General features: G+C 41.7%; 19 protein-coding genes. 14 read left to right on the plus strand and 5 right to left on the minus strand.

Annotated elements, in window-relative coordinates:
• Positions 1 to 104 precede the first annotated feature (104 nt).
• Together M1F14_RS03355 and M1F14_RS03360 are read left to right on the plus strand one after the other, a co-directional pair.
• On the plus strand, positions 105 to 362 hold the full coding sequence (locus M1F14_RS03355; RefSeq protein WP_181468903.1) for a helix-turn-helix domain-containing protein: 258 nt from the start codon (positions 105 to 107) through the stop codon (positions 360 to 362).
• Positions 363 to 399: 37 nt separating this feature from the next.
• Positions 400 to 1113, plus strand: coding sequence for a HipA domain-containing protein (locus M1F14_RS03360; RefSeq protein ID WP_232370503.1), 714 nt, complete (start codon positions 400 to 402; stop codon positions 1111 to 1113).
• Here the strand turns inward: M1F14_RS03360 and fdhD are convergent.
• Positions 1110 to 1940: a formate dehydrogenase accessory sulfurtransferase FdhD gene (gene fdhD, locus M1F14_RS03365; protein WP_042846771.1), complete on the minus strand. Its 831-nt coding sequence runs from the start codon at positions 1938 to 1940 to the stop codon at positions 1110 to 1112. The two genes, M1F14_RS03360 and fdhD, sit on opposite strands and share 4 nt — an antisense overlap.
• 176 nt (positions 1941 to 2116) lie before the next feature.
• Here fdhD and fdnG point away from each other — a divergent pair, with 176 nt between their 5' ends.
• From fdnG to M1F14_RS03410, 9 genes are all read left to right on the plus strand, one after another.
• Positions 2117 to 5164 (plus strand): formate dehydrogenase-N subunit alpha, encoded by a 3048-nt coding sequence (fdnG, locus tag M1F14_RS03370; protein WP_080750904.1) that lies wholly within the window; start codon positions 2117 to 2119, stop codon positions 5162 to 5164.
• A gap of 11 nt (positions 5165 to 5175) precedes the next feature.
• Positions 5176 to 6120 carry a formate dehydrogenase subunit beta gene (fdxH, locus tag M1F14_RS03375; RefSeq protein WP_004906826.1) on the plus strand — a complete coding sequence of 315 codons (945 nt, stop codon included), beginning with the start codon at positions 5176 to 5178 and terminating at the stop codon, positions 6118 to 6120.
• A complete protein-coding gene (gene fdoI / locus M1F14_RS03380; RefSeq protein WP_042846768.1) occupies positions 6117 to 6764 on the plus strand; it encodes a formate dehydrogenase cytochrome b556 subunit in 648 nt (215 codons plus the stop codon). The genes fdxH and fdoI overlap by 4 nt, the downstream gene beginning before the upstream one ends.
• A 487-nt stretch (positions 6765 to 7251) precedes the next feature.
• Complete coding sequence (frc, locus tag M1F14_RS03385) at positions 7252 to 8502, plus strand: formyl-CoA transferase (protein WP_042846767.1); 1251 nt, start codon at positions 7252 to 7254, stop codon at positions 8500 to 8502.
• A gap of 54 nt (positions 8503 to 8556) precedes the next feature.
• Positions 8557 to 10260 (plus strand): oxalyl-CoA decarboxylase, encoded by a 1704-nt coding sequence (gene oxc, locus M1F14_RS03390; RefSeq protein WP_042846766.1) that lies wholly within the window; start codon positions 8557 to 8559, stop codon positions 10258 to 10260.
• Positions 10261 to 10366: 106 nt separating this feature from the next.
• On the plus strand, positions 10367 to 11311 hold the full coding sequence (yfdV, locus tag M1F14_RS03395) for a transporter YfdV (RefSeq protein WP_094301242.1): 945 nt from the start codon (positions 10367 to 10369) through the stop codon (positions 11309 to 11311).
• A 73-nt stretch (positions 11312 to 11384) separates the two neighbouring features.
• Positions 11385 to 12641, plus strand: a complete 1257-nt coding sequence (gene frc, locus M1F14_RS03400) for a formyl-CoA transferase (RefSeq protein WP_042846764.1) — start codon at positions 11385 to 11387, stop codon at positions 12639 to 12641.
• 227 nt (positions 12642 to 12868) lie between these two features.
• Positions 12869 to 14602, plus strand: coding sequence for a nitrilase-related carbon-nitrogen hydrolase (locus tag M1F14_RS03405; protein ID WP_048605665.1), 1734 nt, complete (start codon positions 12869 to 12871; stop codon positions 14600 to 14602).
• A gap of 452 nt (positions 14603 to 15054) precedes the next feature.
• Positions 15055 to 15771 (plus strand): YoaK family protein, encoded by a 717-nt coding sequence (locus M1F14_RS03410; protein ID WP_042846762.1) that lies wholly within the window; start codon positions 15055 to 15057, stop codon positions 15769 to 15771.
• Between the two features lie 44 nt (positions 15772 to 15815).
• Here M1F14_RS03410 and M1F14_RS03415 read toward each other — a convergent pair whose 3' ends face one another.
• The 4 genes from M1F14_RS03415 to manD all read right to left on the minus strand — a co-directional run bounded on the left by M1F14_RS03415 (position 15816) and on the right by manD (position 21017).
• Positions 15816 to 17303, minus strand: a complete 1488-nt coding sequence (locus tag M1F14_RS03415) for a mannitol dehydrogenase family protein (RefSeq protein ID WP_166686679.1) — start codon at positions 17301 to 17303, stop codon at positions 15816 to 15818.
• Positions 17284 to 18693 (minus strand): MFS transporter, encoded by a 1410-nt coding sequence (locus tag M1F14_RS03420; protein ID WP_042846759.1) that lies wholly within the window; start codon positions 18691 to 18693, stop codon positions 17284 to 17286. The genes M1F14_RS03415 and M1F14_RS03420 overlap by 20 nt, the downstream gene beginning before the upstream one ends.
• 62 nt (positions 18694 to 18755) lie before the next feature.
• On the minus strand, positions 18756 to 19778 hold the full coding sequence (locus tag M1F14_RS03425) for a Zn-dependent oxidoreductase (RefSeq protein ID WP_181468902.1): 1023 nt from the start codon (positions 19776 to 19778) through the stop codon (positions 18756 to 18758).
• Positions 19779 to 19802: 24 nt separating this feature from the next.
• The gene (manD, locus tag M1F14_RS03430) at positions 19803 to 21017 is read right to left on the minus strand and encodes a D-mannonate dehydratase ManD (RefSeq protein WP_004906197.1); all 1215 of its coding nucleotides are present in this window, start codon (positions 21015 to 21017) and stop codon (positions 19803 to 19805) included.
• 282 nt (positions 21018 to 21299) lie between these two features.
• On the opposite strand from manD, the gene M1F14_RS03435 reads away from it, so the two are divergent.
• The 3 genes from M1F14_RS03435 (at position 21300) to fdhE (ending at position 24792) form a co-directional block, all read left to right on the plus strand.
• Positions 21300 to 22046, plus strand: coding sequence for an FCD domain-containing protein (locus tag M1F14_RS03435; RefSeq protein ID WP_004906196.1), 747 nt, complete (start codon positions 21300 to 21302; stop codon positions 22044 to 22046).
• Between the two features lie 17 nt (positions 22047 to 22063).
• On the plus strand, positions 22064 to 23257 hold the full coding sequence (gene uxuA, locus M1F14_RS03440; protein ID WP_042846757.1) for a mannonate dehydratase: 1194 nt from the start codon (positions 22064 to 22066) through the stop codon (positions 23255 to 23257).
• Positions 23258 to 23856: 599 nt separating this feature from the next.
• On the plus strand, positions 23857 to 24792 hold the full coding sequence (gene fdhE, locus M1F14_RS03445; RefSeq protein WP_048605675.1) for a formate dehydrogenase accessory protein FdhE: 936 nt from the start codon (positions 23857 to 23859) through the stop codon (positions 24790 to 24792).
• Positions 24793 to 24809: the final 17 nt, after the last annotated feature.

The raw sequence follows: 24809 nt of genomic DNA on the forward strand, positions 1-24809 counted from the left end.
GAATGATACTTATCGATATATTTCTACACTCTATAGCGTGTTATTTATATTTTACCGGTTATAGCAGGTAAATATCATTAGTGCCAAACAAGGTAGGTGTTAAAATGAAAGTGACCAATACCCGACAACTTAGTGCTTACATGAAAGATGTCAGAGAGACGAAAAAATTATCTCAAAGTAAAGTCGCAAGTAAAGTGGGTATTCGGCAAGATACCGTCTCCAGTTTTGAACTCTCTCCTGACTCTACCAAATTAGAAACCTTCTTTAAGATTTTATCTGCCCTAAATTTAGAACTCGATATTAAACCGCGAAATGAAAGTGGCTCATCAAACTCAAACTCTGGATGGAAGGAGGAGTGGTGATGGCGATTTTGCATGTATATGAATGGTTATTGGGTAGGTGACTTTATTCGCACAAGTACTGGGGCTCATCAGTTTAAATGATGTGCCCCATAGTTTTATTTTAAATGTAGGTGAAATAAAGGCGTTAGCGGTTGAACGTTTTGATCGTAAATATTCTTCTGATTCCTCGTGGATTATGCGTTTACCACAAGAAGATTTTTGTCAAACATTGAATATTTCACCGGCAAGAAAATATCAAAATCATGGTGGACCGGGTATTTCTGAAATTATGAATTACTTATTAGGTTCAATAAATGCAGAGAAAGATAGATATCAGTTTATGAAGAGCCAGGTTTTGTTTTGGTTACTTGCAGCGACGGATGGCCATGCTAAAAATTTTTCATTATTTATTGAACCTGAAGGCCGTTATCAGTTAACACCTTTTTACGATATTTTGTCCATGTATCCTAGTTATGGGGGGAGGGGAATTAACCCTAGAGATGCCAAATTGGCTATGGGGCTGAAGGGAACAAGGGAGATGAAATACAATATAGAGCAAATTTTTCCAAGGCATTTTTTTGCAACGGCCAAGGAGGTTGGTTTTGACCGCACTGAAATGGAAAAAATCTTAATTGAGTTTGATGAGCAAATGGAAAGTGTTATTACAAAGGTTAGGGAACAGCTTCCAACCAATTTCCCTAAGCACATTGCAGACTCAATTTTATCAGGGTTACATCATAAAGCCGCACGATTAAAAAAAGGTTGGGATTAATCCTTTACCCGACTCGGATGGGTAAACACGGTGGCTTTCCCCTGACGGCAAAAACCGACTAAGGTTAAATTGGCTTTTTCCGCCACTTCGATAGCGAGTGCCGTGGCAGCAGAAACGGCAAATAAAATTTCCGCACCGCAACTGGCGGCTTTTTGTACCATTTCATAACTTGCGCGGCTAGAAACCAATACAGCACCTTGTTGCCATTGGTTACGATGCTTCATTCCGAGTAGTTTATCAAGTGCGACATGGCGACCGACATCTTCGCATCCCCCCACTAATAAACCTTCTGGTGATATCCATGCGGCGGCGTGGGTACAGCCCGTTAGGGCACCTATTTCTTGTACCTTTTTCAATTCATGTAGCGCGTTATCTAAGTAAGACAAGGAAAATGTTTGTGTAAAAGGTAGGGGAGCGATGGGTTTAAAAATTTCATCGAGTTGTTCGGTACCACAAATACCACAGCCTGTACGCCCTGCTAAATTACGGCGGCGTTCTTTTAGCTCCATAAATCGGCGGCTAGATAATTCAACCTGTACTTCAATTCCTCGGTTACAGCCTTCAACGATATCAATTCCACGTATTTCATCACCTGACTGTATTATCCCTTCTGAAAGTGCAAACCCGACGGCAAAATCCGCTAAATCTTTTGGCGTTGCCATCATAACAACATGTGATATGCCATTGAACACTAGAGCGACAGGATATTCTTCTGCAACATAATCATTAACGGGTGAGTTAAGGTTGCCTTTTTGTTGCACACTTGTGTGATTTAAGCCAATCATTTTAGTTAATTTGGAGTCATTTGTAGTATTTGTTTCATACATTAGATGAATTCCTAGCATTAATGATACATAATATTAATTATGGGTAAAAAGAATTTACACCATTTGCCAGGCAATGTACCTGGATACGATAGGGAAGACGTTGAATAAGAACAGTTTACCTGATTATCGCGATTGGCGTTAGGTAAACATGAGCAATGTATAATGAGGAGATCCCCATGCAAGTCAGCAGAAGGCAGTTCTTTAAGATCTGCGCTGGCGGTATGGCAGGTACGACGGCAGCAGCATTAGGGTTTGCACCCGCCACTGCGTTAGCGTCAACGCGCCAGTATAAATTACTGCGTGCGAAGGAAACCAGAAATACCTGTACCTACTGTTCTGTCGGCTGTGGGCTGTTAATGTACAGCCTTGGTGATGGCGCGAAAAATGCGAAAGAAAGCATTTTCCATATTGAAGGGGACCCGGATCATCCGGTAAACCGTGGTGCACTTTGTCCTAAAGGTGCTGGACTTATCGATTTTATCCACAGTGAAAGCCGCCTTAAGTACCCTGAAGTGCGTGAGCCAGGGACAAATGAGTGGAAACGTATCACTTGGAATGAAGCCTTTGATCGTATCGCTAAGTTAATGAAAGAAGACCGCGATGCGAACTTTATTGAAAAAAATAAAGAGGGTGTCACTGTTAACCGTTGGCTAACCACCGGTATGCTATGTGCATCCGCAGGAAGCAATGAAAGCGGCTTTGTAACCCAAAAATTTACCCGCGCTCTCGGCATGCTTGCCGTAGATAACCAAGCGCGTGTCTGACACGGACCAACGGTAGCAAGTCTTGCTCCAACATTTGGTCGCGGTGCGATGACCAACCACTGGGTTGACATTAAAAATGCAAACCTAGTTGTCGTTATGGGTGGTAATGCGGCAGAAGCGCATCCAGTCGGTTTCCGCTGGGCGATGGAAGCTAAAATCCATAATAAAGCCAAACTAATCGTTATTGACCCTCGCTTTACCCGTACTGCGGCAGTGGCGGATTTTTACACGCCTATTCGCTCAGGTACTGATATTGCGTTCTTGTCTGGTGTTATCAAATACTTATTGGATAATGAAAAAATTCAGCGTGAATACGTGGAAGCGTATACCAACGCCAGTTTAGTTATTCGTGAAGATTATGGTTTTGATGACGGCCTGTTTACAGGTTATGACGAAGAAAAACGTCAATACGACAAAACCACGTGGAACTATGAGATGGATGAAAACGGCCTTGCGCTGCGCGATCCGACTCTGAAACACCCACGTTGTGTGCTAAATCTATTAAAAGAGCACGTCAGCCGTTATACACCTGAAGTGGTGAATAACATCTGTGGTACGCCAATTAAAGACTTCTTGCAAGTCTGTGAATACCTTGCAGAAACGAGTGCTAAAGATAAAACCGCTTCGTTCTTGTACGCATTAGGTTGGACACAACATACTGTTGGTGCCCAAAACATTCGTACTATGGCGATGATCCAGTTACTTCTGGGTAATATGGGGATGCTAGGCGGTGGTGTAAACGCACTGCGCGGGCACTCCAATATCCAAGGGTTAACTGACTTAGGCTTGCTATCTCAAAGCTTGCCGGGTTATTTGACCTTACCATCCGAAAAACAAACGACATTAGACAGTTATTTAACTGCCAATACACCGAAAGCGACGGTTGCAGGCCAAGTTAACTATTGGAGCAACTATCCGAAATTTTTCGTCAGTATGATGAAAACTTTTTATGGTGATAAAGCGCAGAAAGAAAATGACTGGGGCTTTGATTTATTACCGAAATGGGATCAAGGCTACGATGTGTTGCGTTATTTCGAAATGATGGATAAGGGGGAAGTTAACGGTTATATCTGCCAAGGCTTTAACCCGGTTGCTTCATTCCCGAATAAAAACAAAGTCATTAAATCACTTTCTAAGTTGAAGTATTTAATTACTGTTGACCCGCTGAATACGGAAACATCCAATTTCTGGCAAAACCACGGCGAAATGAACGATGTGAAACCGGAAGAAATCCAAACTACGGTATTCCGTCTACCTTCTTGCTGTTTTGCTGAAGAAAATGGCTCGATTGTTAACTCAGCTCGTTGGTTACAATGGCACTGGAAAGGTGCGGATGCTCCGGGCGAAGCCATTAGTGATGGTGAAATTCTTTCGGGGATTTTCCATCGCATGCGTCAGTTATATGCTGCCGAAGGTGGTGCTGTGCCAGAGCAGGTTCTGAGTATGACTTGGAACTACTTTGACCGTGATAATCCAACTCCGGAAGAAGTCGCTCAAGAAAACAATGGCTATGCTTTAGTTGACTTGAAAGATGCAGATGGCAACGTGATTGTTAAAAAAGGCGAATTACTTAGCTCCTTTGCTCAATTACGTGATGACGGTACGACATCAAGTGGTTGCTGGATCTTTACGGGTAGCTGGACACCAAAAGGTAACCAGATGGCTAACCGTGATAACTCTGACCCAACAGGTCTGGGTAACACATTAGGTTGGGCATGGGCATGGCCTTTGAACCGTCGCGTGATTTATAACCGCGCATCAGCTGACCCAATGGGTAAACCGTGGGACCCAAAACGTCAGATTCTCGAGTGGGATGGCAGCAAATGGACAGGAATGGATATTCCTGACTATAGCAATGCTGCTCCGGGTAGTGGTGTTGGTCCGTTTATCATGCAACCGGAAGGTATGGGGCGTTTATTCGCACTGGATAAAATGGCGGAAGGCCCATTCCCAGAGCATTACGAGCCTATCGAGACCCCGCTTGATACTAACCCATTGCATCCAAATGTGGTGTCTAACCCTGCGGCTCGTGTCTTTAAAGATGACTGGGCTCAAATGGGTAAAGCGACTGAATTCCCTTATGTGGGAACCACTTATCGCTTAACGGAACACTTCCACTATTGGACAAAACATGCTCTGTTAAATGCCATTATTCAGCCGCAACAATTCATCGAGATTGGTGAACGTTTAGCGAATGAAAAAGGTATCAAGCAAGGCGATACGGTGAAAGTTAGCTCTAAACGTGGTTACATCAAAGCGAAAGCAGTCGTTACCAAACGTATTCATACCCTGAAGGTGGCTGGAAAAGATATCGATACTATCGGTATTCCAATTCACTGGGGATTTGAAGGTTTGGCAGTGAAAGGCTTTATCGCTAATACGTTAACGCCGTTTGTGGGTGATGCGAATACTCAGACACCGGAATTTAAATCATTCCTTGTCAATGTGGAAAAGGTGTAAGGAGATAAATTATGTCAATGCAATCTCAGGACATTATTCGTCGTTCTGCCACCAATTCCCTGACTCCCGCACCTCAGGTGCGGGACTATAAGGAAGAGGTTGCAAAGCTTATCGACGTTACGACCTGTATCGGCTGCAAAGCTTGTCAGGTCGCATGTTCCGAATGGAATGATATCCGTGACAAAATAGGGACTAACGTTGGGGTATATGATAACCCAACAGATTTAACAGCTAAGTCATGGACAGTAATGCGTTTTTCTGAAGTCGAAGAAAACGATAAGTTTGAATGGCTGATCCGTAAAGATGGCTGTATGCACTGTGCTGACCCGGGGTGCTTAAAGGCATGCCCTTCAGAAGGTGCTATTGTTCAGTACAAAAACGGTATCGTTGATTTCCAATCAGAACATTGTATTGGTTGCGGTTACTGTATTGCGGGTTGCCCGTTTGATGTGCCACGTATCAACCCAGAAGATAACCGTGCATACAAATGTACGTTGTGTGTTGACCGTGTTGAAGTCGGTCAAGAGCCTGCGTGTGTGAAAACTTGTCCGACAGGGGCTATTCATTTCGGTAGCAAAGAAGACATGATTAACATGGCAGGTGAGCGTGTTGAAGAGCTGAAAACACGTGGTTATGCAAATGCAGGTTTATATGACCCTGAAGGTGTTGGCGGTACGCATGTTATGTACGTCTTACACCACGCAGATAAACCTCAGTTGTACCACGGGCTGCCGGAAAACCCGACAATCAGCCCAACCGTCACTTTCTGGAAAGGTATCTGGAAGCCGTTGGCAGCGGTTGGTTTTGCTGCAACATTTGCGGCGGCCATCTTCCACTATGTGGGTATTGGTCCGAACCGCGTCTCCAAAAAAGATGAAGAAGAGGCTTTAGAAGATTTGCATAATGCAATGTCATCTGACACTTCGAAATCAAAAGAAGGGGAGGATCAGAAATGATGCCAGATGATAACGATAAAATTATCCGCCATAAGCCGATTGAAAGGATCAATCACTGGGCGGTTGTGATTTGCTTTTTGTTCACCGCGATCAGTGGTCTAGGGTTCTTTTTCCCATCATTAAACTGGTTTATGAACATTTTAGGTACGCCACAACTGTCTCGAATTTTACATCCATTCGTGGGCACAGCGATGTTCTTGCTGTTCGTGTTTATGTTCTTCCGTTATTTCCACCATAACTTCATTAATAAAGAAGATATTAAGTGGGCTAAGAATATTGGTAAGGTACTGAAAAACGAAGAGGCAGGCGATGTAGGGCAATATAACCTCGGTCAAAAAGGGGTATATTGGGTAGTCACCATTTGCTTACTAGCATTGGTTATCACAGGTGTGATTATGTGGCGCCCTTATTTTGCGGATTATTTCCCTATTCCTGTTTATCGTGCGGCTATCTTAGTGCACTCACTTTCAGCTATCGCATTGATCATCATGATAGTGGTGCATGCATACGCTGCAATTTGGGTGAAAGGCTCTGTACGTGCGATGGTTGAAGGTTGGGTAACTCGTGGTTGGGCAAGAAAGCATCACCCACGCTGGTACCGTGAAATCATCGAAAAAGAAAAGCAGCAGCAAGAGAAAAACTAAGTATCTTGATAGTATTTTTAAAACCCACAAATTATATTTGTGGGTTTTTTTATATTATTTAATTATCATATTCAGATGGGTTTTATTTTAACTGTGTTTAATTATTTATATAAAAATATATTTTAATTTATCGATATTAGAATGTCGATATTAGATTTATTATCTTAATTTTATGCTTTATTTAATAAAGATGGTCATATTTAGAGTAACTAAATAATACATTTAGATGATGTTGATTTATTATTCAATAATAGAGCAATAGTGAAATTAATTACTATATTTAATATTATTTTAGCCTATTGATATTAAAAAATAATTAAAGCGGCGAATCACTGGACTTATACCATAATATTTAATACAAATAGTTAACGGTTGCGGAATATATTACCTCAACAAAATAAAACCCTCATATTTAAATATATTATTTTAATACAGTGAAATAAATATCATTCATTCCATTTACGATAGCTAAATAAAGAGGTAATGCATGGATCTTCCTTTACAAGGTATCAAAGTACTCGACTTCACCGGTGTACAGTCAGGGCCATCTTGTACCCAAATGTTAGCGTGGTTTGGGGCTGATGTGATAAAAATTGAACGCCCCGGCGTTGGTGATGTAACTCGTAATCAACTTAGAGATATTCCCGATGTTGATGCGCTTTATTTTACCATGCTCAATAGTAATAAACGTTCCGTTGAATTAAATACTAAAACGCCAGAAGGGAAAGAAGTTATGGAGCGGCTGATCAAACAAGCCGATGTCCTTGTTGAAAACTTCCATCCAGGTGCCATCGACCATATGGGTTTTACTTGGGAACATATTCAAGAATTAAATCCTCGTCTGATTTTCGGCTCCATTAAAGGTTTCGATGAAAACTCACCTTATGCCAATGTTAAAGCTTATGAAAATGTGGCTCAAGCCGCTGGTGGAGCTGCATCAACTACCGGTTTTTGGGATGGTCCTCCACTTGTCAGCGCCGCTGCATTAGGTGACAGTAATACAGGGATGCATTTATTAATCGGCTTATTGGCAGCACTGTTACATCGAGAGAAAACGGGTAAAGGGCAACGCGTGACGATGTCGATGCAAGATGCCGTACTCAACTTATGTCGTGTAAAACTACGCGATCAGCAGCGTTTAGAAAAAATCGGCTATTTAGAAGAATACCCTCAGTATCCAAATGGTAAATTTGGTGATGCCGTTCCCCGTGGCGGAAATGCAGGAGGCGGTGGGCAGCCCGGTTGGATCTTGAAATGTAAAGGCTGGGAAACAGACCCGAATGCTTATATCTATTTCACTATTCAGGAACAAGATTGGGAACAGACTTGCATTGCCATTGGTAAGCCGGAATGGGCGAGTGACCCAGCTTATAGTACCCCACAAGCTCGACAGCCACATATTTTTGATATCTTTGCTGAAATCGAAAAGTTCTTGGCAGATAAAGACAAACATGAAGCCGTTGAATACCTCAGTAAGTATGGGGTGCCATGTGCGCCAGTACTGAGCATGCGTGAAATTGCCAGAGACCAATCACTTCGTGATAGCGGAAGCGTTGTTGAAGTAGAACAACCTAAAAGAGGCACTTACTTAACTGTAGGCTGCCCAATGAAATTCTCTTCGTTCACACCAGATATAAAGAGTGCCCCATTGTTGGGTGAGCACACAGAAGAAGTACTGACTGAGCTAGGTTACAGTGCAGATGAAATTGCATCTATGCGAACCAATAAAGCTATCTAAATTGTAATTGGGGGAGAATACCTTCCCCATCATTCTGCTATCGATGAGGTGGACATGTCTGCTGACCAAAATCAAAATTTAACGGATGGTATGCATATTATTGTTGATGCACTGAAAAAGAATGGCATTGACACAATCTATGGCGTTGTTGGTATCCCTGTTACGGATATGGCGAGGCATGCTCAAGCCGAGGGAATACGTTATATTGGCTTTCGCCATGAACAGTCTGCGGGTAATGCGGCTGCCATTAGTGGTTTTATTACCCAAAAACCTGGTATTTGTTTGACGGTTTCTGCACCGGGCTTTTTAAATGGTATGGTGGCACTAGCCAATGCGACAACCAATGGCTTTCCGATGATCCAAATAAGTGGCTCAAGCGATAGGGCGATCATAGACCTGCAACAAGGGGACTATGAAGAGCTGGACCAGATGAATACTGCAAAGCCATTTGTCAAAGCTTCCTACCGAGTTAATAAACCAGAAGATTTAGGGATTGCATTAGCAAGAGCCATACGAGCTTCGGTATCGGGTCGCCCTGGCGGTGTATATCTTGACCTTACCACTGAGGTGTTAGCGGCGGTGATGGATAAAGACGAAGCAGACAAAACGATTTTTAAGGTAGAAGACCCTGCACCAAGACAAATTCCATCACCTGATTCAGTGAATAAAGCGCTTAAGTTACTTGCATCAGCTAAGCGGCCATTAATTATTTTGGGTAAAGGCGCCGCATATGCACAAGCGGATGACAATATTCGTCAATTTATTGAAACGACGGGTATTCCTTATTTACCGATGTCAATGGCAAAAGGTTTGCTACCTGATACCCACCCACTGTCAGCGGCATCAGCTCGCTCATATGCCTTATCCAGTGCGGATGTTGTGGTGTTAATGGGCGCACGCCTTAATTGGTTGCTTGATCATGGAAAAGGTAAGCATTGGTCGCCAGACACTCAATTTATTCAATTGGATATTGAGCCATCTGAGATTGATAGTAACCGCCCAATAACCGCACCTGTTGTTGGTGATATTTACTCAAGTATTGAGTCTTTACTGGCTGGTCTTAAATCAATCCCTGTTAAATCCCCAACAGAATGGATTGCCAGTATTGATGAGCATAAGAAAATCAATGTCGAGAAAATGGCTGCTAAGTTAAATACTGACACTTCTCCGATGAACTATTTCAATGCATTACGTGCAATCCGTGATGTGCTGGTCGATCACCAAGATGTTTATGTCGTTAATGAAGGCGCTAACACGCTTGATAATGGACGAAATATTATTGATATGTACCAACCACGTAAGCGTTTAGATTGTGGAACATGGGGCGTTATGGGGGTGGGGATGGGTTACGCTGTTGGTGCGGCAGTAACCAGTGGTAAACCCGTGGTGGCTATTGAAGGTGACAGTGCATTCGGTTTTAGTGGTATGGAGATAGAAACTATTTGCCGTTATAAACTGCCAGTGACCATTCTAATTTTTAATAATGGCGGAATATACCGTGGCGATGGTGTGAATTTGCATGGTGATAGCGACCCTTCTCCAACGGTATTAATGGGAACTGCCCGTTACGACAAGATGATAGAGGCTTTTGGTGGTATCGGCTATAACGCAACGACACCAGCAGAAATACAACAGGCATTGAAAGCAGGGTTAACATCAGGTAACCCAACGTTAATTAATGTGGTGATAGACCCTGATGTGGGGACTGAAAGTGGCCATATAGGCAGCTTGAATCCTAAATCAGTAGTAAAAAATTAACCCAACATCAATTTAAAAAGTTGAAATTTCATAGCGCCACTTACTTGATATAAGTGGCGTAAGGTACTTTATCGTCAAAAAATAGGTGGGTCTTATGGCTGACTTTATGTTGAAGATTTTTATGAGTGACCTATTGCCTATCATTATTATTATGGTCCTTGGTTATGCGAGTGGTAAGCGTAATGTATTTACGGAAGACCAAGCAAAGGCATTCAATAAATTAGTTTTAAATTATGCATTACCCGCGGCATTATTTGTTTCAATTGCACGCGCTAATCGTGAAATGATATTTGCTGACACTAAACTGACCATTATTTCGTTTGTAACTTTATTAATTTGTTTCTTTTTCTCTTTCTTTAGTTGTAAATATATTTTTAAACATAGCCGTGGTGAAGCGGCGGTATGTGCATTGATTGCAGGTTCTCCGACCATCGGTTTTCTTGGGTTTGCAATACTCGACCCTATTTATGGCGCGACCGTTTCTACAGGTCTCGTTGTGGCAATTATCTCAATTATTGTTAATGCCATTACTATTCCTATTGGTCTATTTTTACTTAACCCATCTGATGCAGAAGGAAAGAAAGGGGGAGGAGGAATGGACGCTTTGGTCTCTGCTTTCAAAGAGCCAGTGGTATGGGCCCCGGTATTAGCAACGGTATTGGTTCTTATTGGTATTAAAATCCCCCCTATTTTAGACCCGACTTTTGAATTAATTGCTAAAGCGAATTCAGGTGTAGCGGTATTTGCCGCAGGCTTGACATTAGCAGCGAATAAATTCGAGTTTGATGGTGAAATTGTTTACAACACATTATTAAAACTCGTGTTAATGCCAGGCTTAATGTTACTTGCGGGAATGACGTTTAATATGGAATCTGAGCAATTGCAAATGATGGTATTAGCGGGGGCATTACCACCTGCGTTCTCAGGGATTATTATTGCAAGTCGCTTTAATATTTATACCCGTACTGGAACCGCATCACTGGCGGTAAGTGTACTTGGTTTTATTATTGCAGCACCCGTGTGGATCTATATCGCTCGAGTCGTCGCTTAGAAATGTCCGTTTGATAAAAGTCTCGACCATGGTGGGATTGGCATCATGGTCTTTCGGCAAAAAGAGGTAAATGATGACAGCTACAAAGCCTTTAGATGGAATACGTGTTCTAGATTTTACAGGGGTTCAGTCTGGGCCATCTTGTACCCAAATGTTAGCGTGGTTTGGGGCTGATGTGATAAAGATAGAACGACCAAGAGTTGGAGATGTAACTCGTCATCAATTGCGTGATATTCCTGATGTGGATGCATTATATTTTACCATGCTTAATAGTAATAAGCGTTCTTTAGAGCTGGATACTAAAACCCCAGAGGGTAAAGAAGTCATGGAAAAGCTGATACGCCAAGCGGACGTGTTAGTTGAAAATTTCCATCCGGGGGCGATTGACCATATGGGATTCACATGGGAGTACATTCAACAATTAAATCCTCGTTTAATTTTTGGTTCCATCAAAGGGTTTAATCAAAACTCGCCTTACGCAGATGTGAAAGCGTACGAAAATGTTGCCCAATCAGCAGGAGGTGCAGCCTCAACAACAGGGTTCCCTGATGGCCCCCCTGTTGTAAGTGCAGCAGCCCTTGGGGACAGTAATACGGGAATGCATTTACTGATTGGCTTGTTAACCGCATTGTTACACCGCGAAAAAACCGGTAAAGGTCAACGCGTGACGATGTCAATGCAAGATGCTGTGCTGAATTTATGCCGTGTAAAATTACGCGACCAACAGCGCTTAGAAAAAATAGGTTATTTAGAAGAGTATCCGCAATATCCAAATGGAAAGTTTGGTGATGCGGTTCCCCGAGGCGGAAATTCCAGCGGGGGAGGTCAGCCCGGCACCATGCTTAAATGTAAGGGCAGTGATACTGATCCTAATGCTTATATTTACTTTATTAATCAGGATCATAATTGGGAAAACACCTGTGATGCGATTGGTCGACCGGAATGGAAAACCGACCCTAATTTCGCAACGACCGAAGCTCGGGTAAGCCATATTCAGGATGTATGGGATGCGATTGAAGATATTGCGAAAGACAAAGATAAACATGAAATAACCGATTATTTCGATAAGTTTGGCGTGCCTTGTTCCGCAGTGCTGAGTATGAAAGAGATTATGGAAGATAAATCTTTGCGTGGTAGTGGTTCTATTGTTGAAGTTAAGCAACCCATACGGGGTTCTTATTTAACGGTAGGGTGCCCAGTGAAGTTTTCTAGTTTTATTCCAGAAATTAAGAGTGCTCCATTACTGGGAGAACATAATCACGAAATATTGAAAGAGCTTGGTTATAGCGATGAACAAATTATTGAGATGAAAAATAAAAGTGTTATTTAATTAATAATACTTTAAACACCTAATAATTGGTGAGCTTAAATAGATAGTCAATATTAAATTGTTATATTTGGATATTAATATATTCAAATATAACAATAATGCACAGAATTTGAATGGCTTAATTCACTTTTTAAACCCATAAATTATTTTTCTATTCTATCCACGATTAATTATTCATTAATAGTGGGGGCTTTTTACTACTCTATTCGTTGAATAAGGATTGTCATATGCGTATTTCTGAAATTAAAAAAAGTAGTAAGGTTGCTGCCGTTGATTTTGTTCCTGCATGGGGTGATTTAAATGGGAATATTCAACGCCTAGTTGCAGCTGCAGAGAAAGTTGCTGCTCAGGGTGTCGACTATGCCGTTTTTCCTGAAACAGCGGTTAGCGGTTATTTATTTTCGGACACGGCTGAGTTAGCACCTTATTTAGATACTATTCCGGGTAAAACGACGGCGGCAATTTTGCCTGTCCTCGCACAGACTGGCATGTATATGAGCGTTGGTATTGCTGAGCGAGATAGTGAAACAGGCTTAGCTTATAATTCAGCGGTCCTAATGGGGCCTGAAGGTATCATTGGTAAATATCGAAAAATAGGGTTGAACTCCCAAGACCAAAAAGTATTTGCTCCGGGTAATACTGGTGTGAAAACGTTTGATACCCCGATAGGCCGCATCGCATTATTAATTTGTTATGACGATACCTATTGGCAATATGTTCGTTTAGCGGCACTTGAGGGGGCTCAAATTATTGGTTGGCATTCAGTTTCGGACCGTATGATGCCTGATGCAACAGCGGCAGAAATGCTAGGTGACCACTCAACAGTGGCCCATGTTCAACATATGAGTGCACTGAATGGCGTATGGGTAGTTTGTGCGACACGCAGCGGTATTGAAACGAATCCAATTACCAAGGGACAGCTGTATTATAATGGGGGGTCGAGTGTGTGGTCCCCGTCCGGTCATAAGGTGGCGCAGTCCCCGGTGTTAAGCCCTTTAGAATTGGAACCCGGGTTGAATGGCATATATAGCGCAATGATTGATTTAGATGAAGCCGATAAACAGCGTAATACTTTGCTTGCTAAGCGTCGTCCTGACTTATATTCCCCAACACTTGCATTTCATCGTAGCCCTACGGATATCAATGCAACTTCGACGATAGTGCAAACCACTTTTATTGCAGCCCAGTGGGAAAAATCAGTCTCTAAGTTAGACTCTATTCAGGTGGGTGAGAATGAACTCTTAGTTTTACCTGAGCTTTCGGCACTTCCTTATACCGATGACCCGAATATTATTTTGTCCCATGCCGAAACACGAGGAGGGGTATTTGAACAAACCCTTTGCAAAGCAGCTTATGAAGGGAAAGGGTATATTGTAGGTAGTTACCCTGAAATTGATACCGATAAACTGTACCACACGGTGGTGCTAGCGGGCCCCGCGGGGGATATACTCGCCCGTTATCGAGTGACACACCTTAATGAGCGTGATAGTGGCTGGGCAATGGCAGGCCATGCAGTCAGTGTCACGGCAACTCCTATTGGGCGCATTGCTTTGGCTGCGGCACATGAATTAGAAGTCCCAGAACTCGCGGGGTTATATAGTGCATTACGCGCTGATATTTTGGCGGCGCCAGCGGGCATACCGAGTGATTTGAAAGTTGAAATTGATAGCCATCTTTATTCTGTGGAAAACCCACCGACTGGGCGAGCGGATTTTATCCCTTATGCTATCGCAACATTAAACCAACTATGGGTGATATGTGGAGGCCGCAATGAACGAGATTCAACGTCGGCCGCCATATACGGGCCTGAACCCGTCGTACTGACGCCAACATTAACAGCACAGAGAGGGGCTGAAGATGTTAGATTACAAACACAGGTTCCTGCTCCTTTTACTTGGATTAATCAAGAGCGTTTAATTAGTGGGCAGCAAGCCATTTGGTTTACGCCGCTAACTCGGTAGTTATTTTTGTTTTCCTGTTGTAATTCATTTGGTTACAACAGGAATACTAAGTTATTAATATGAAAAATATTACTCATTAGCAATTAAAAGCCGGCAAAGGAGAGTTAAAACACTTCACTTTTTTGGTGTTGTTGCCTTGTTGGTTTTAATTGCGAGTATTTCTAGTGAAGTTTTTAATCACGGTTTATTTTGAATTTCAATTCTGAATTTGCATTTATTTTACAGTTGGTTTTTTTATTTTTATTTAGCTCTAAAAATAAAAAACGGTTTATTAAGAAATACTCAATTATTGTTCCGCCCTCTATTCATTATTTTGGTTATTTTGGATTATGTATCGACTAAATTGGCAAAAAAACAAATTTATTTAAGACGATTTTTACGGTACATATCACTTCGATTATGAGTCGGCCGAGCTGCTCAAAAATAGAGAGTTCAATACAGGGAAATAAAATATGACAACCTCTTCACCACAAGTGCCGTTTATGCAATTACCCACTATTGCATTTTTATTAGCGATTGCCTCAGGGATGTTGGATGGCTATGCCTTTTTCACAACGAAATCATTTGCGACGTTTCAGTCGGGCAATATCATCATGCTAGGTTATCAATTTGCTGAAAACGGTCTGGCTGCGGTGACGCCTTATGTTATTTCTATTTTCTCATTTGGTGCGGGAGCTATGTTACTGGCATTGATCCGTTATCGCTATAATACCGATGAGAAAACATGGACATTCACTTTACTGTCACTTGAAATAGCCCTTTTATTGCTGCTGATCGCGTATATTTTTTTATTCAATATCCAATCTAAGGGGTTTCATGCCGTTTGGGCTTTGTCTTTTATTGCAGGTATGCAGGGTAATGCATTCCACAAAATTAATGGCATGTTATACGGGAATATTGCAGTCACCTTAAATGTACAGCTAGGTTTTAGTTCTTTAGCAGAGTCTATCGCATTTAAAGGTAAAGCCAGAAAAAACGCATTGTATAAAAGTTATTGTTATTTTCTGACGCTCTTGGGTTTTGCTGGTGGGGCATTTCTCATGGTATTACTCGCTGATTATGCAAGGGAATATGCATTGTTTGCTACATTAATCCCGTTATGTTTGATATTTTTCTCTGGTCGCCAGTTTTCGAAAGAAAATAAACAGCTACCAATAGATTCGGATTGATGTGGGTGAAAGAGGCGGGGGAAGTCCCGCCTACTAAAATGTTATTATAAGTCGTGCTGGTGGTTGAGAGCTTCAACAGTTTTCTTGGCACCGTTATCACGTAGTGAAAGGTAGAATGCAGTCACCTTTTCAGTAAATAACGAATTATTAACCAGTTCTTCGGTAAACAAACTGTTAAGAGAAAGTAGTGTGCGAACACGGCTTTCATCATCAGTACTGTTTGCAACGAGCTCTGCCAACTTTACAGCCTGTGGGTCGCTGACTTGAATTTCTACGTCATGATCATCTTTTCCGCTGACATAACGCATCCATCCCGCAACAGCTAAGGCTAAATAATCAAATGATTGGCCGTTTTTCAGATGAATTTGGATAGAATCGAGTAAACGTTGAGATAATTTCAATGTTCCATCCATAGCGATTTGCCAAGTACGATGTTTCAACCCCGTATTTTTAAAACGTTCAATCAGGGCATTAGCATAGGCGGGTAAATCCACATTTTTGATGGATAACGTTGGTGCTTGCTCATTGACCATCAGGTGATAAGCTGCTTTTTCATAAGCACTATCCTGCATGCATTCATTAATATATTGGTAACCAGCCAAATAACCTAAATAAGCAAGGAATGAGTGGCTACCATTTAACATGCGCAGCTTCATTTCTTCAAATGGAACGACATCTGTGACTAACTGAGCGCCCGCTTTTTCCCACTCAGGGCGACCCGCGACAAAATTGTCTTCAATCACCCACTGGCGAAATGGCTCACAGGCAATGGCGACTTTGTCAACGACAGGGCCTAGTTGGGATTGAATTTTTTCTGCGGTGTCTGGTGTCATGGCAGGCACAATTCTATCCACCATGGTGGATGGAAAGGTGACATTGGCTTCAATCCAATTGGCCAATGCAATATCCTGTTTTGCAGCCATCGCTAAAATGACATTTTTCGTAATATGGCCATTTTCAGGCATATTGTCACAGGACATGACTGTAAATGGTGCAATACCCAGTGCCTTGCGGCGTTTTAAGGCTTCAACAATCAGACCCGGCAGTGATTTAGGGGTGTTTGGTGAGGCTAAATCATGCGCAATAGCGGGGTTCGCAAAATCAATCGAGCTTGTCGCGGGCACATAACAATAACCTTTTTCAGTAACCGTCATGGAAACGATGGCAATATTAGGGTCTAACATGCGATTGATAACGGCATCAATTCCGTGAATGGTTGGGTGTAATGCTTCTCTTACCACACCGACAGTACGGGTTTGCCAATTATCACCTTGCATTTCAACTACGTTATAAAGGCAGTCTTGAGCGAGTAAATCTTCAATTTGTTGTTCCCCACCGACTAAATTGACCTCACAAAAACCCCAATCACTCTGCTGCTCCGTAGCTAAAATATCCGCAAAGATGGCTTGGTGGGCGCGATGGAACGCGCCGAAACCTAAGTGAAGCATTTTTACCTTTACCTGCTCCCTATCATAGCTTGGTACTTTGATTGTGGCGGGTAATTGGTTTAGGTTATTGGTTGACAGTTGCATATTTCACTTTACCTTTTTGTTGTTCAGCCTCTTCAACCGCATCCAACGTGCTGGTTAAATCACGATCTTTCACTTCAGGCATGATAATGGCACTGATTAATGAAATGGCAGAGTAAATGATGATCATGATTGCAATTGGCCACCAGCTTCCTGTGATGCTACAGAAAATGCCTGCTAGAACTGGGCCTAAGCCAGAGGCAATTAAGCCACCAATTTCTTTGGCTACAGCCATACCAGTAAAACGGTTACGTGAGTTGAACATTTCAGCCATCGTAATATTTTCTAAGGCAAATAATCCGAGTACTGAACAGTTATGAACGATAATAATACAGATGGTAATTAAGCTAACGCTGTTCGCGCCATCGACGATGACAGATAACATCGGATAGGCGAGCAACATGGCAGATAAGCTAAGAATAATATAAGGAATACGACGACCAAATTTATCTGATATCAGACCAATTACAGGAATAGTTAGGAAACCGACAACGGAGCTGATCATGATTGCATCAGTTGGAATACTCTTATCAAACAATAGGCTTTGAACTAAATATCCTGCTAAGAAAGTTTGAATTAACCCAGAGTTACCTGCTTGGCCAAAACGAATGCCAGTCGCTAACCAAAATGCTTTAGATTTAAACATGGCAAAGAAACTTTCTTTCGGTGGTGCTTGTACTGCGACTTTGGCTTCTTGTTCTTCCGTATTTTGCACTTTCTCAAATACAGGGCTTTCTTTCAGATTCAGTCGTAACCATACTGCAAACAGCATTACCACGAAGCTTGCCAAGAAAGGTACACGCCAGCCCCAAGCCAGTAAGTCTGACTTATCTAACCAGAAGAACATAACAGCCCAAATAGCAGTTGCGCTTAATGTGCCACAGTTTGTTCCCAGACCTACTAATGAGGCCACAATACCACGACGGCCTTTTGGTGCATATTCTGCCAGCATGGTGCCTGCACCCGAAATTTCAGCGCCTGCCCCTAAGCCTTGAATAATTCGCAAGAGAACTAATAACAGCGGTGCGAGGATACCTACCTGTGCGTAGGTTGGTAATACCCCGATTAATGTAGTACACACCCCCATCATGGTGATGGTGATAAAGAGTACTTTTTTACGGCCGATTCGGTCGCCCATTTGACCAAAGAAAATCGCACCAACAATACGTGCGACATATCCGGCACCGTAAGTTCCCATAGCAAGAATTAATGCCATTGAAGCGGATTGTTCAGGGAAAAATATTTCATGGAAAACAAGTGCTGCGCCTAACGAGTAAAGCTGGAAATCCATAAACTCCAGAGCGGTTCCTAGCCAGCCTGAAACTGCAGCTTTGGTCAGATCGCCAGAGCTGCGTTCCACTTTCCCTGATGGGTCAATTGACTGAGTATTCATATTATTATCCTATTAATCACGTAGAGTAGTATCCAAAATCGGATTTAGTTTTTTTAATTAAATTAAAAGGTTAAAAGAATTTTACAGCAGGTCTTCTGGTCTTTTTCAAAGGTTAATATTGCCTCTTGCGCCTCAGTGAATGGGAACTGATGGGTTAAGATTTTTGTTGGGTCAATTTTTTTAGATTCTATCCAGCTAATTACTTCTTGGAATTTTTTGGCATTCAGACGCGAAGAAAATAATGAAATCTCTTTGCTGGTAATACTTTGCTGTGTAACGGCACTTGCTTCACTTGAAAAGCCCATAATAGAAACTCTTGCCGCGGGGGAAGCAATCAAGATGGCTTCTTGTAAGATAGCGGGATGGCAAGCTGCATCAAGTACTAACGTTGGACGGAGCCCCAGTGCTTTGAGTTGCTCCGGCAGTGGGGTTTGTGAATTATCAATGATAATATCAGCACCACAATCTTTTGCTCTTGCTAAACGTTCAGTCACGCGGTCAACCACAATTAAGGTTTTGACCTGATAAACTCCTTTAAGAACCTGTGCGCAGGTTAACCCAATCGTACCCGCACCATAGACTAATGCGACATCATCTTGAGTTGGGTGAACATGCGAAGTCACGTTGGCGGCAATAGAGTATGGTTCAACGGTAACGGCACATTCATCGCTGATTGAATCGGGAATGGTATAAGCGTTTGCCGCAGGGACATTAACATATTCAGTGAACCCGCCATCAGTATGAACGCCTAATACTTCTAGTGTCTCGCAAACATTTGGTTTACCAATTGAACATGGGTAGCAATGACCACAACTGAGAACAGGGTCGATAGAGACTCGTTCACCAATGCGTTTACTGTCTACGCTGGAACCGACTTTTTCAATGACACCGAAAAATTCATGGCCAATCACGCGTGGATATTTTGCAAATGGGTTATGGCCACGGTAGATATGGCTGTCAGAACCACAAATACCGGCTAAGCGAACTTTTATTTGTACTTGATTTTCAGTTGGCTCAGGAACTGAACGCTCTTCAATCAATAATGTATTAGGTTCTTTAATTACTACCGATTTTACAGCTTTCATATTTGACTCCGAATAAAATAAAAATTACCAGTTCCACAACGTGCCGTCTTCGAGACGAGCAACTGGAAGATAAGCTGGGTTGTACGGGTATTTCGCTGCCAGTTTTTCATCAAAATCGATACCTAAACCGGGCTTATCACTTGGGTGCATATAACCATCATTGAACGTCCAGTTGGTCGTAAATACGGATAACATTTCTTCGGAGTAGCCCATAAACTCTTGAACGCCGAAATTTGGTACCCATAGATCAAAGTGTAAGGCGGCAGCATGGCAAATTGGGGATAGGTCAGATGGACCATGAGAACCTGTTCTGACTTGGTAAAGAGAAGCGAAATCTGCAATCCGGCGCATACCCGTGATCCCTCCAGCATGCGTGATTGTGGTGCGGATATAATCGATGAGTTGCTCTTCAATCAATTGTTTACAATCCCAAATGCTATTAAAAACTTCACCTACAGCGATTGGGGTGACGGTATGTTGACGAATTAATCTAAAACAAGCTTGGTTTTCCGCTGGTGTTGGGTCTTCCATCCAAAATAATCGATAATCTTCAATACTTTTACCGAAGCGAGCTGCTTCAATAGGGGTCAAGCGATGGTGCATATCGTGTAAAAGGTGTTCATTGAAGCCATATTTGTCGCGTACGGCTTCAAACAGTTTGGGCATAAAATCGAGGTATTTTTCGGTTGACCAAAATTGCTCTTCAGGGTGATGGCCTTTTGTGGCAGGTTCATAAGCAAGGTTTTTTCCTTTGCTCTGCCCATAGGTGGTTGCCATTCCTGGTATGCCGCACTGCACACGGATCGCTTTAAAACCTTTTTCTTTATATTTCGCGTAGTTATCTAGTGTTTCGGCAATATCGGTGCCTGTTGTGTGGCAATAAACCATCACCCCTTCACGAGAAGCTCCACCGAGTAATTGATAAACTGGAAGGTTGGCAATTTTGCCTTTAATATCCCACAGTGCCATATCAATCGCAGAAATGGCGGACATCGTAACTGGGCCTCTGCGCCAATAGGCTCCCTTATAGAAGAATTGATAAATATCTTCGATTTTATGTGGGTCACGGCCTATCAACTGAGGACAGAGGTGATCTTGAAGATAGGATGCCACTGAGAGTTCTCTCCCGTTAAGGGTGGCATCACCGAGTCCATATATGCCTTCATCAGTAGTAATTTTTAATGTGACAAAATTACGACCGGGGCTACATACAAAGACTTCTGCTTTTATGATTTTCATTTTGGCCTAAATCCCTATTACTTATTAACCAACTGATCAACCAAATTACCCCTTCACACTCAAACTGGTTTATTTATTGGTTAACCAAATTTTCTTTTTTTCACTCTATCAATCGATAAATTAAAAAACAATGACTAAAAAGACGACAATAAGTGAATCTGATCACAAATTGGTTAACTAATTTTGCAGAAATAGTGGATAAATTGGTTGACCATTGTGGTGAGGGACGATAATCTACAATGGAAGAACTAAATTTAATTCGACAACGCGTTGTACATATATATGAAAACTCAATACCGCTCGTACCAATACCTAGGTCAGCAGTTAAAAGAGCTCATTGCATCTGGTGAATATCCGATAGGAAGTCGTTTAATGCCAGAGCGTGAGATCGCTAAAAAATATGATGTTAGTCGCTCATTGGTACGTGAAGCACTCATCATGTTGGAAATTGAAAAATTGGTTTCTATCAAGAAAGGTTCTGGTGTTTATGTCATCAATCACCCAGACCTATTAATTGATGAAGTCAAAAGCTTAGACCATGGCCCTTTTGAAATACTGCAAGCGCGCCAAGTGATTGAAAGTGCGATAGCAGCATGTGCTGCTTTATCAGCAACAAAAGCCGATATTCAAGAGATCCGCGCATTATTAGAAGATGAGCGAATCAAAGTCGCAAATAATGAAAGTGACGATGCTAATGATCATAAGTTCCACGTGTTAATTGCTCGCGCAAGCAAGAATGACATGATGGCGAAGATTATTGATGATATCTGGGCTGTGCGGTTACAAAGCCCTATGTGGGATAAGCTACATGAGCATATCGACAATACGACTTACCGGAAGAAGTGGTTGATTGATCATGAAAATATTTTAAATGCACTACAAAAACGTGATCCTGAATTGGCTAAAAAAGAGATGTGGCAGCATTTAGAAAATGTCAAAAATACGCTAATGCAGCTTTCTGATTTTGATGACCCCAATTTTGATGGTTACTTATTTGAAACAATTCCTTATCAGACTATTTTTGAATAATCGCAGGAGAAGTACTCATGGAGCATACGTGGCGTTGGTACGGTCCTAATGACCCTGTTTCTTTAAGTGATGCTAGGCAAGCAGAGGTGACGGGAATCGTCTCTGCGCTCCATCATATTCCTAACGGTGAAGTTTGGAGTGTTGAGGAGATTTTAAAGCGTAAATCTATCATTGAAGATGCTGGGTTAGTTTGGTCTGTCGTGGAAAGTATTCCTATTCACGAAGATATTAAAACTCAACAAGGTAATTTTGATTTCTATATTCAAAATTACCAGCAAAGTATCCGTAATTTAGCATCCTGTGGTATTAAGACCATTTGCTATAATTTTATGCCAATTCTAGATTGGACGCGTACTGACCTTGCTTATACGCTACCTGATGGCTCCAAAGCGTTACGGTTCGACAATATTGCCTTTGCTGCGTTTGAAATTCATATTTTAAAACGTAAAAATGCGGCGGCGAGTTATTCAGAACAAGAAGTTAAAGAAGCGGCTGAGTATTATGCCAATATGTCATCTGATGATATCGAAAACCTGATTAAAACCATCATTGCAGGGTTACCGGGCGCAGAAGAAGGTTATACATTAGACCAATTCCGTGAGCGCTTGGCGCTGTATAATAATATTGATGAAAATCAGTTACGTGAGAACTTACGTTATTTCTTGCAGAAAATCGTTCCTGTGTGTGAAGAAGAAAATGTGGTTTTAGCTATTCACCCTGATGACCCTCCACGCCCAATTTTAGGCCTACCACGTATTGTTTCTACCATTGAAGATATGCGGTTTATTAAGCAAAGCTGCGATAGCATTCATAATGGGTTTACTATGTGCACAGGTTCTTATGGTGTGCGAGCCGATAACGACCTAGTAAAAATGATTAATGAATTTGGTGATCGTATTCATTTCACACATTTACGTTCAACGGTGAGAGAAAACAACCCAAATACTTTCCATGAAGGAAATCATATTGCAGGCGATGTCGATATGTTTGAAGTGGTCAAAGCCATTTTAGCGGTTGAACAAAAACGCCATGCTGCGGGGCTTGCACCAATTCCAATGAGACCAGATCATGGTCACCAAATTTTGGATGATTTGAAGAAAGTGACTAACCCGGGTTATTCCGCCATAGGGCGTCTAAAAGGTCTAGCGGAGGTTAGAGGTTTAGAGCTAGCAATTAAACGTATGTATTACCCTGAGTTACTGAAAATCTAAAGACTAACTGGTTATTAATGATATTTGCTTTTTATTTGGTATTTTGATTGTACCAAAGGGGCTGTTATACCTCTAAGGAAGCAAAATTGTTATTTTATTAATACGCGACCGAATAGTATTTGGTCGCGTATTTATTGACCATAAGTGCTTTTTATATTTATCTTTATCTAAAAGATACAATAGATATTAATTATATTTATGTTTTTATTTCGTTCTGATTGAACAACAGCAATAAAAAAACATCTTGAAATAAGGACAAAATACCAATTTCTGTTGCAAATAGAAGGCTGTTTACATCATAAGCTTGCAGTTATAAACACTCCAAACCACAACTCCAGAATTTTTATCCTAGAGATAACAATTTATTTATATCAAATAAAACAACCATCATCCTGATTTACATTTACCTTGATCTACTACGGGGTTATATCATAGATAATTCGAGGGCCAGAGTAGCCTCAACGCTACTTTTGTTTTATCCTGAGTATTAGAGCACCGCTTTCGCGGATATAAAATATGATGAGCAAAGACGCTTCGGGAAAATGGTCAGCCATTTCTCGGGGATTGTCGTTATAAAAAAATAGAAAAGAGAGAACGCAATGGGTATTCGTATCGTTCCTAAAGAAGAGTTAGGGCAAGAAAGATTGAAAGAAAAAGGAATTGGTTTTATTCCTCCGGTTCTATTTCCTAACCTAAAAAGTTTATATCAACGCCGTGCTGAGCGGTTGAAAGAACTCGGTATTGGTGAGCATCCCTTTGCAGATTATCTGAATTTTGCAGCTGAAGTTGCTACTGCACAACATAATGCACAACATGATAATCCATTAGACGTGGATATGGCGCCTATTCTTGAGCGTTCAATTAATACAAACAACTCCCCCTTAGATGCAAAAACCTTCCCACGTACAACACATTGGCACAAATTATTGACCGCTATTATCGCTGAGTTAATGCCAATTGTCCCTGAATCAGTTCGCCCAGCATTAGAAAACTTAGATAAAGCATCCGAAACTGAATTAGAGGCAATGGCGACCGCGTTATTAAATGAGGAGTTTGAGAAAGTCCCTGCGGAAAAATCCATGTTTATTTGGGCTGCTCTATCTGTGTATTGGGCGCAAATGGCTGCAAATATCCCCGGTAAAGCGCGTGCGGAACATGGTGACCACCGTCATTTCTGCCCAGTATGCAATAGCATGCCTGTATCAAGCATTGTACAAATTGGGACTTCGCAGGGGCTGCGTTATTTACACTGTAATTTATGTGAAACCGAATGGCACATGGTGCGTGTGAAATGCAGCAATTGTGAGCAAACAGGCCAACTGAATTATTGGTCACTGGATGACGAAAACGCAGCCATTAAAGCGGAAAGTTGTGGTGATTGTGGAAGTTATCTGAAGATCCTTTACCAAGAGAAAGAAGCTAAAGTCGAAGCAGTTGCTGATGATTTAGCATCAATTATTTTGGATGCACGTATGGAAGAAGAAGGTTTTGCACGTAGCAGTATTAACCCGTTCTTATTCCCTGGTGAAAAATAAGCGGTAACAAACAGAGA

This window comes from Providencia sp. PROV003 (assembly GCF_045040775.1).
GTDB classification, from domain to species: domain Bacteria; phylum Pseudomonadota; class Gammaproteobacteria; order Enterobacterales; family Enterobacteriaceae; genus Providencia; species Providencia huashanensis.

Bases quoted from the DNA above. Each gene is read 5' to 3' on its own strand.
- M1F14_RS03425 (WP_181468902.1), bottom strand. From the start codon at position 19,778: ATGAAAGCTGTAAAATCGGTAGTAATTAAAGAACCTAATACATTATTG.
- yfdV (WP_094301242.1), top strand. From the start codon at position 10,367: ATGTTGAAGATTTTTATGAGTGACCTATTGCCTATCATTATTATTATG.
- fdhE (WP_048605675.1), top strand. From the start codon at position 23,857: ATGGGTATTCGTATCGTTCCTAAAGAAGAGTTAGGGCAAGAAAGATTG.
- fdhD (WP_042846771.1), bottom strand. From the start codon at position 1,940: ATGTATGAAACAAATACTACAAATGACTCCAAATTAACTAAAATGATT.
- M1F14_RS03415 (WP_166686679.1), bottom strand. From the start codon at position 17,303: ATGCAACTGTCAACCAATAACCTAAACCAATTACCCGCCACAATCAAA.
- M1F14_RS03355 (WP_181468903.1), top strand. From the start codon at position 105: ATGAAAGTGACCAATACCCGACAACTTAGTGCTTACATGAAAGATGTC.
- uxuA (WP_042846757.1), top strand. From the start codon at position 22,064: ATGGAGCATACGTGGCGTTGGTACGGTCCTAATGACCCTGTTTCTTTA.
- fdxH (WP_004906826.1), top strand. From the start codon at position 5,176: ATGTCAATGCAATCTCAGGACATTATTCGTCGTTCTGCCACCAATTCC.
- frc (WP_042846764.1), top strand. From the start codon at position 11,385: ATGACAGCTACAAAGCCTTTAGATGGAATACGTGTTCTAGATTTTACA.
- fdoI (WP_042846768.1), top strand. From the start codon at position 6,117: ATGATGCCAGATGATAACGATAAAATTATCCGCCATAAGCCGATTGAA.
- frc (WP_042846767.1), top strand. From the start codon at position 7,252: ATGGATCTTCCTTTACAAGGTATCAAAGTACTCGACTTCACCGGTGTA.
- M1F14_RS03420 (WP_042846759.1), bottom strand. From the start codon at position 18,693: ATGAATACTCAGTCAATTGACCCATCAGGGAAAGTGGAACGCAGCTCT.
- M1F14_RS03410 (WP_042846762.1), top strand. From the start codon at position 15,055: ATGACAACCTCTTCACCACAAGTGCCGTTTATGCAATTACCCACTATT.
- manD (WP_004906197.1), bottom strand. From the start codon at position 21,017: ATGAAAATCATAAAAGCAGAAGTCTTTGTATGTAGCCCCGGTCGTAAT.
- M1F14_RS03435 (WP_004906196.1), top strand. From the start codon at position 21,300: ATGAAAACTCAATACCGCTCGTACCAATACCTAGGTCAGCAGTTAAAA.
- oxc (WP_042846766.1), top strand. From the start codon at position 8,557: ATGTCTGCTGACCAAAATCAAAATTTAACGGATGGTATGCATATTATT.
- M1F14_RS03405 (WP_048605665.1), top strand. From the start codon at position 12,869: ATGCGTATTTCTGAAATTAAAAAAAGTAGTAAGGTTGCTGCCGTTGAT.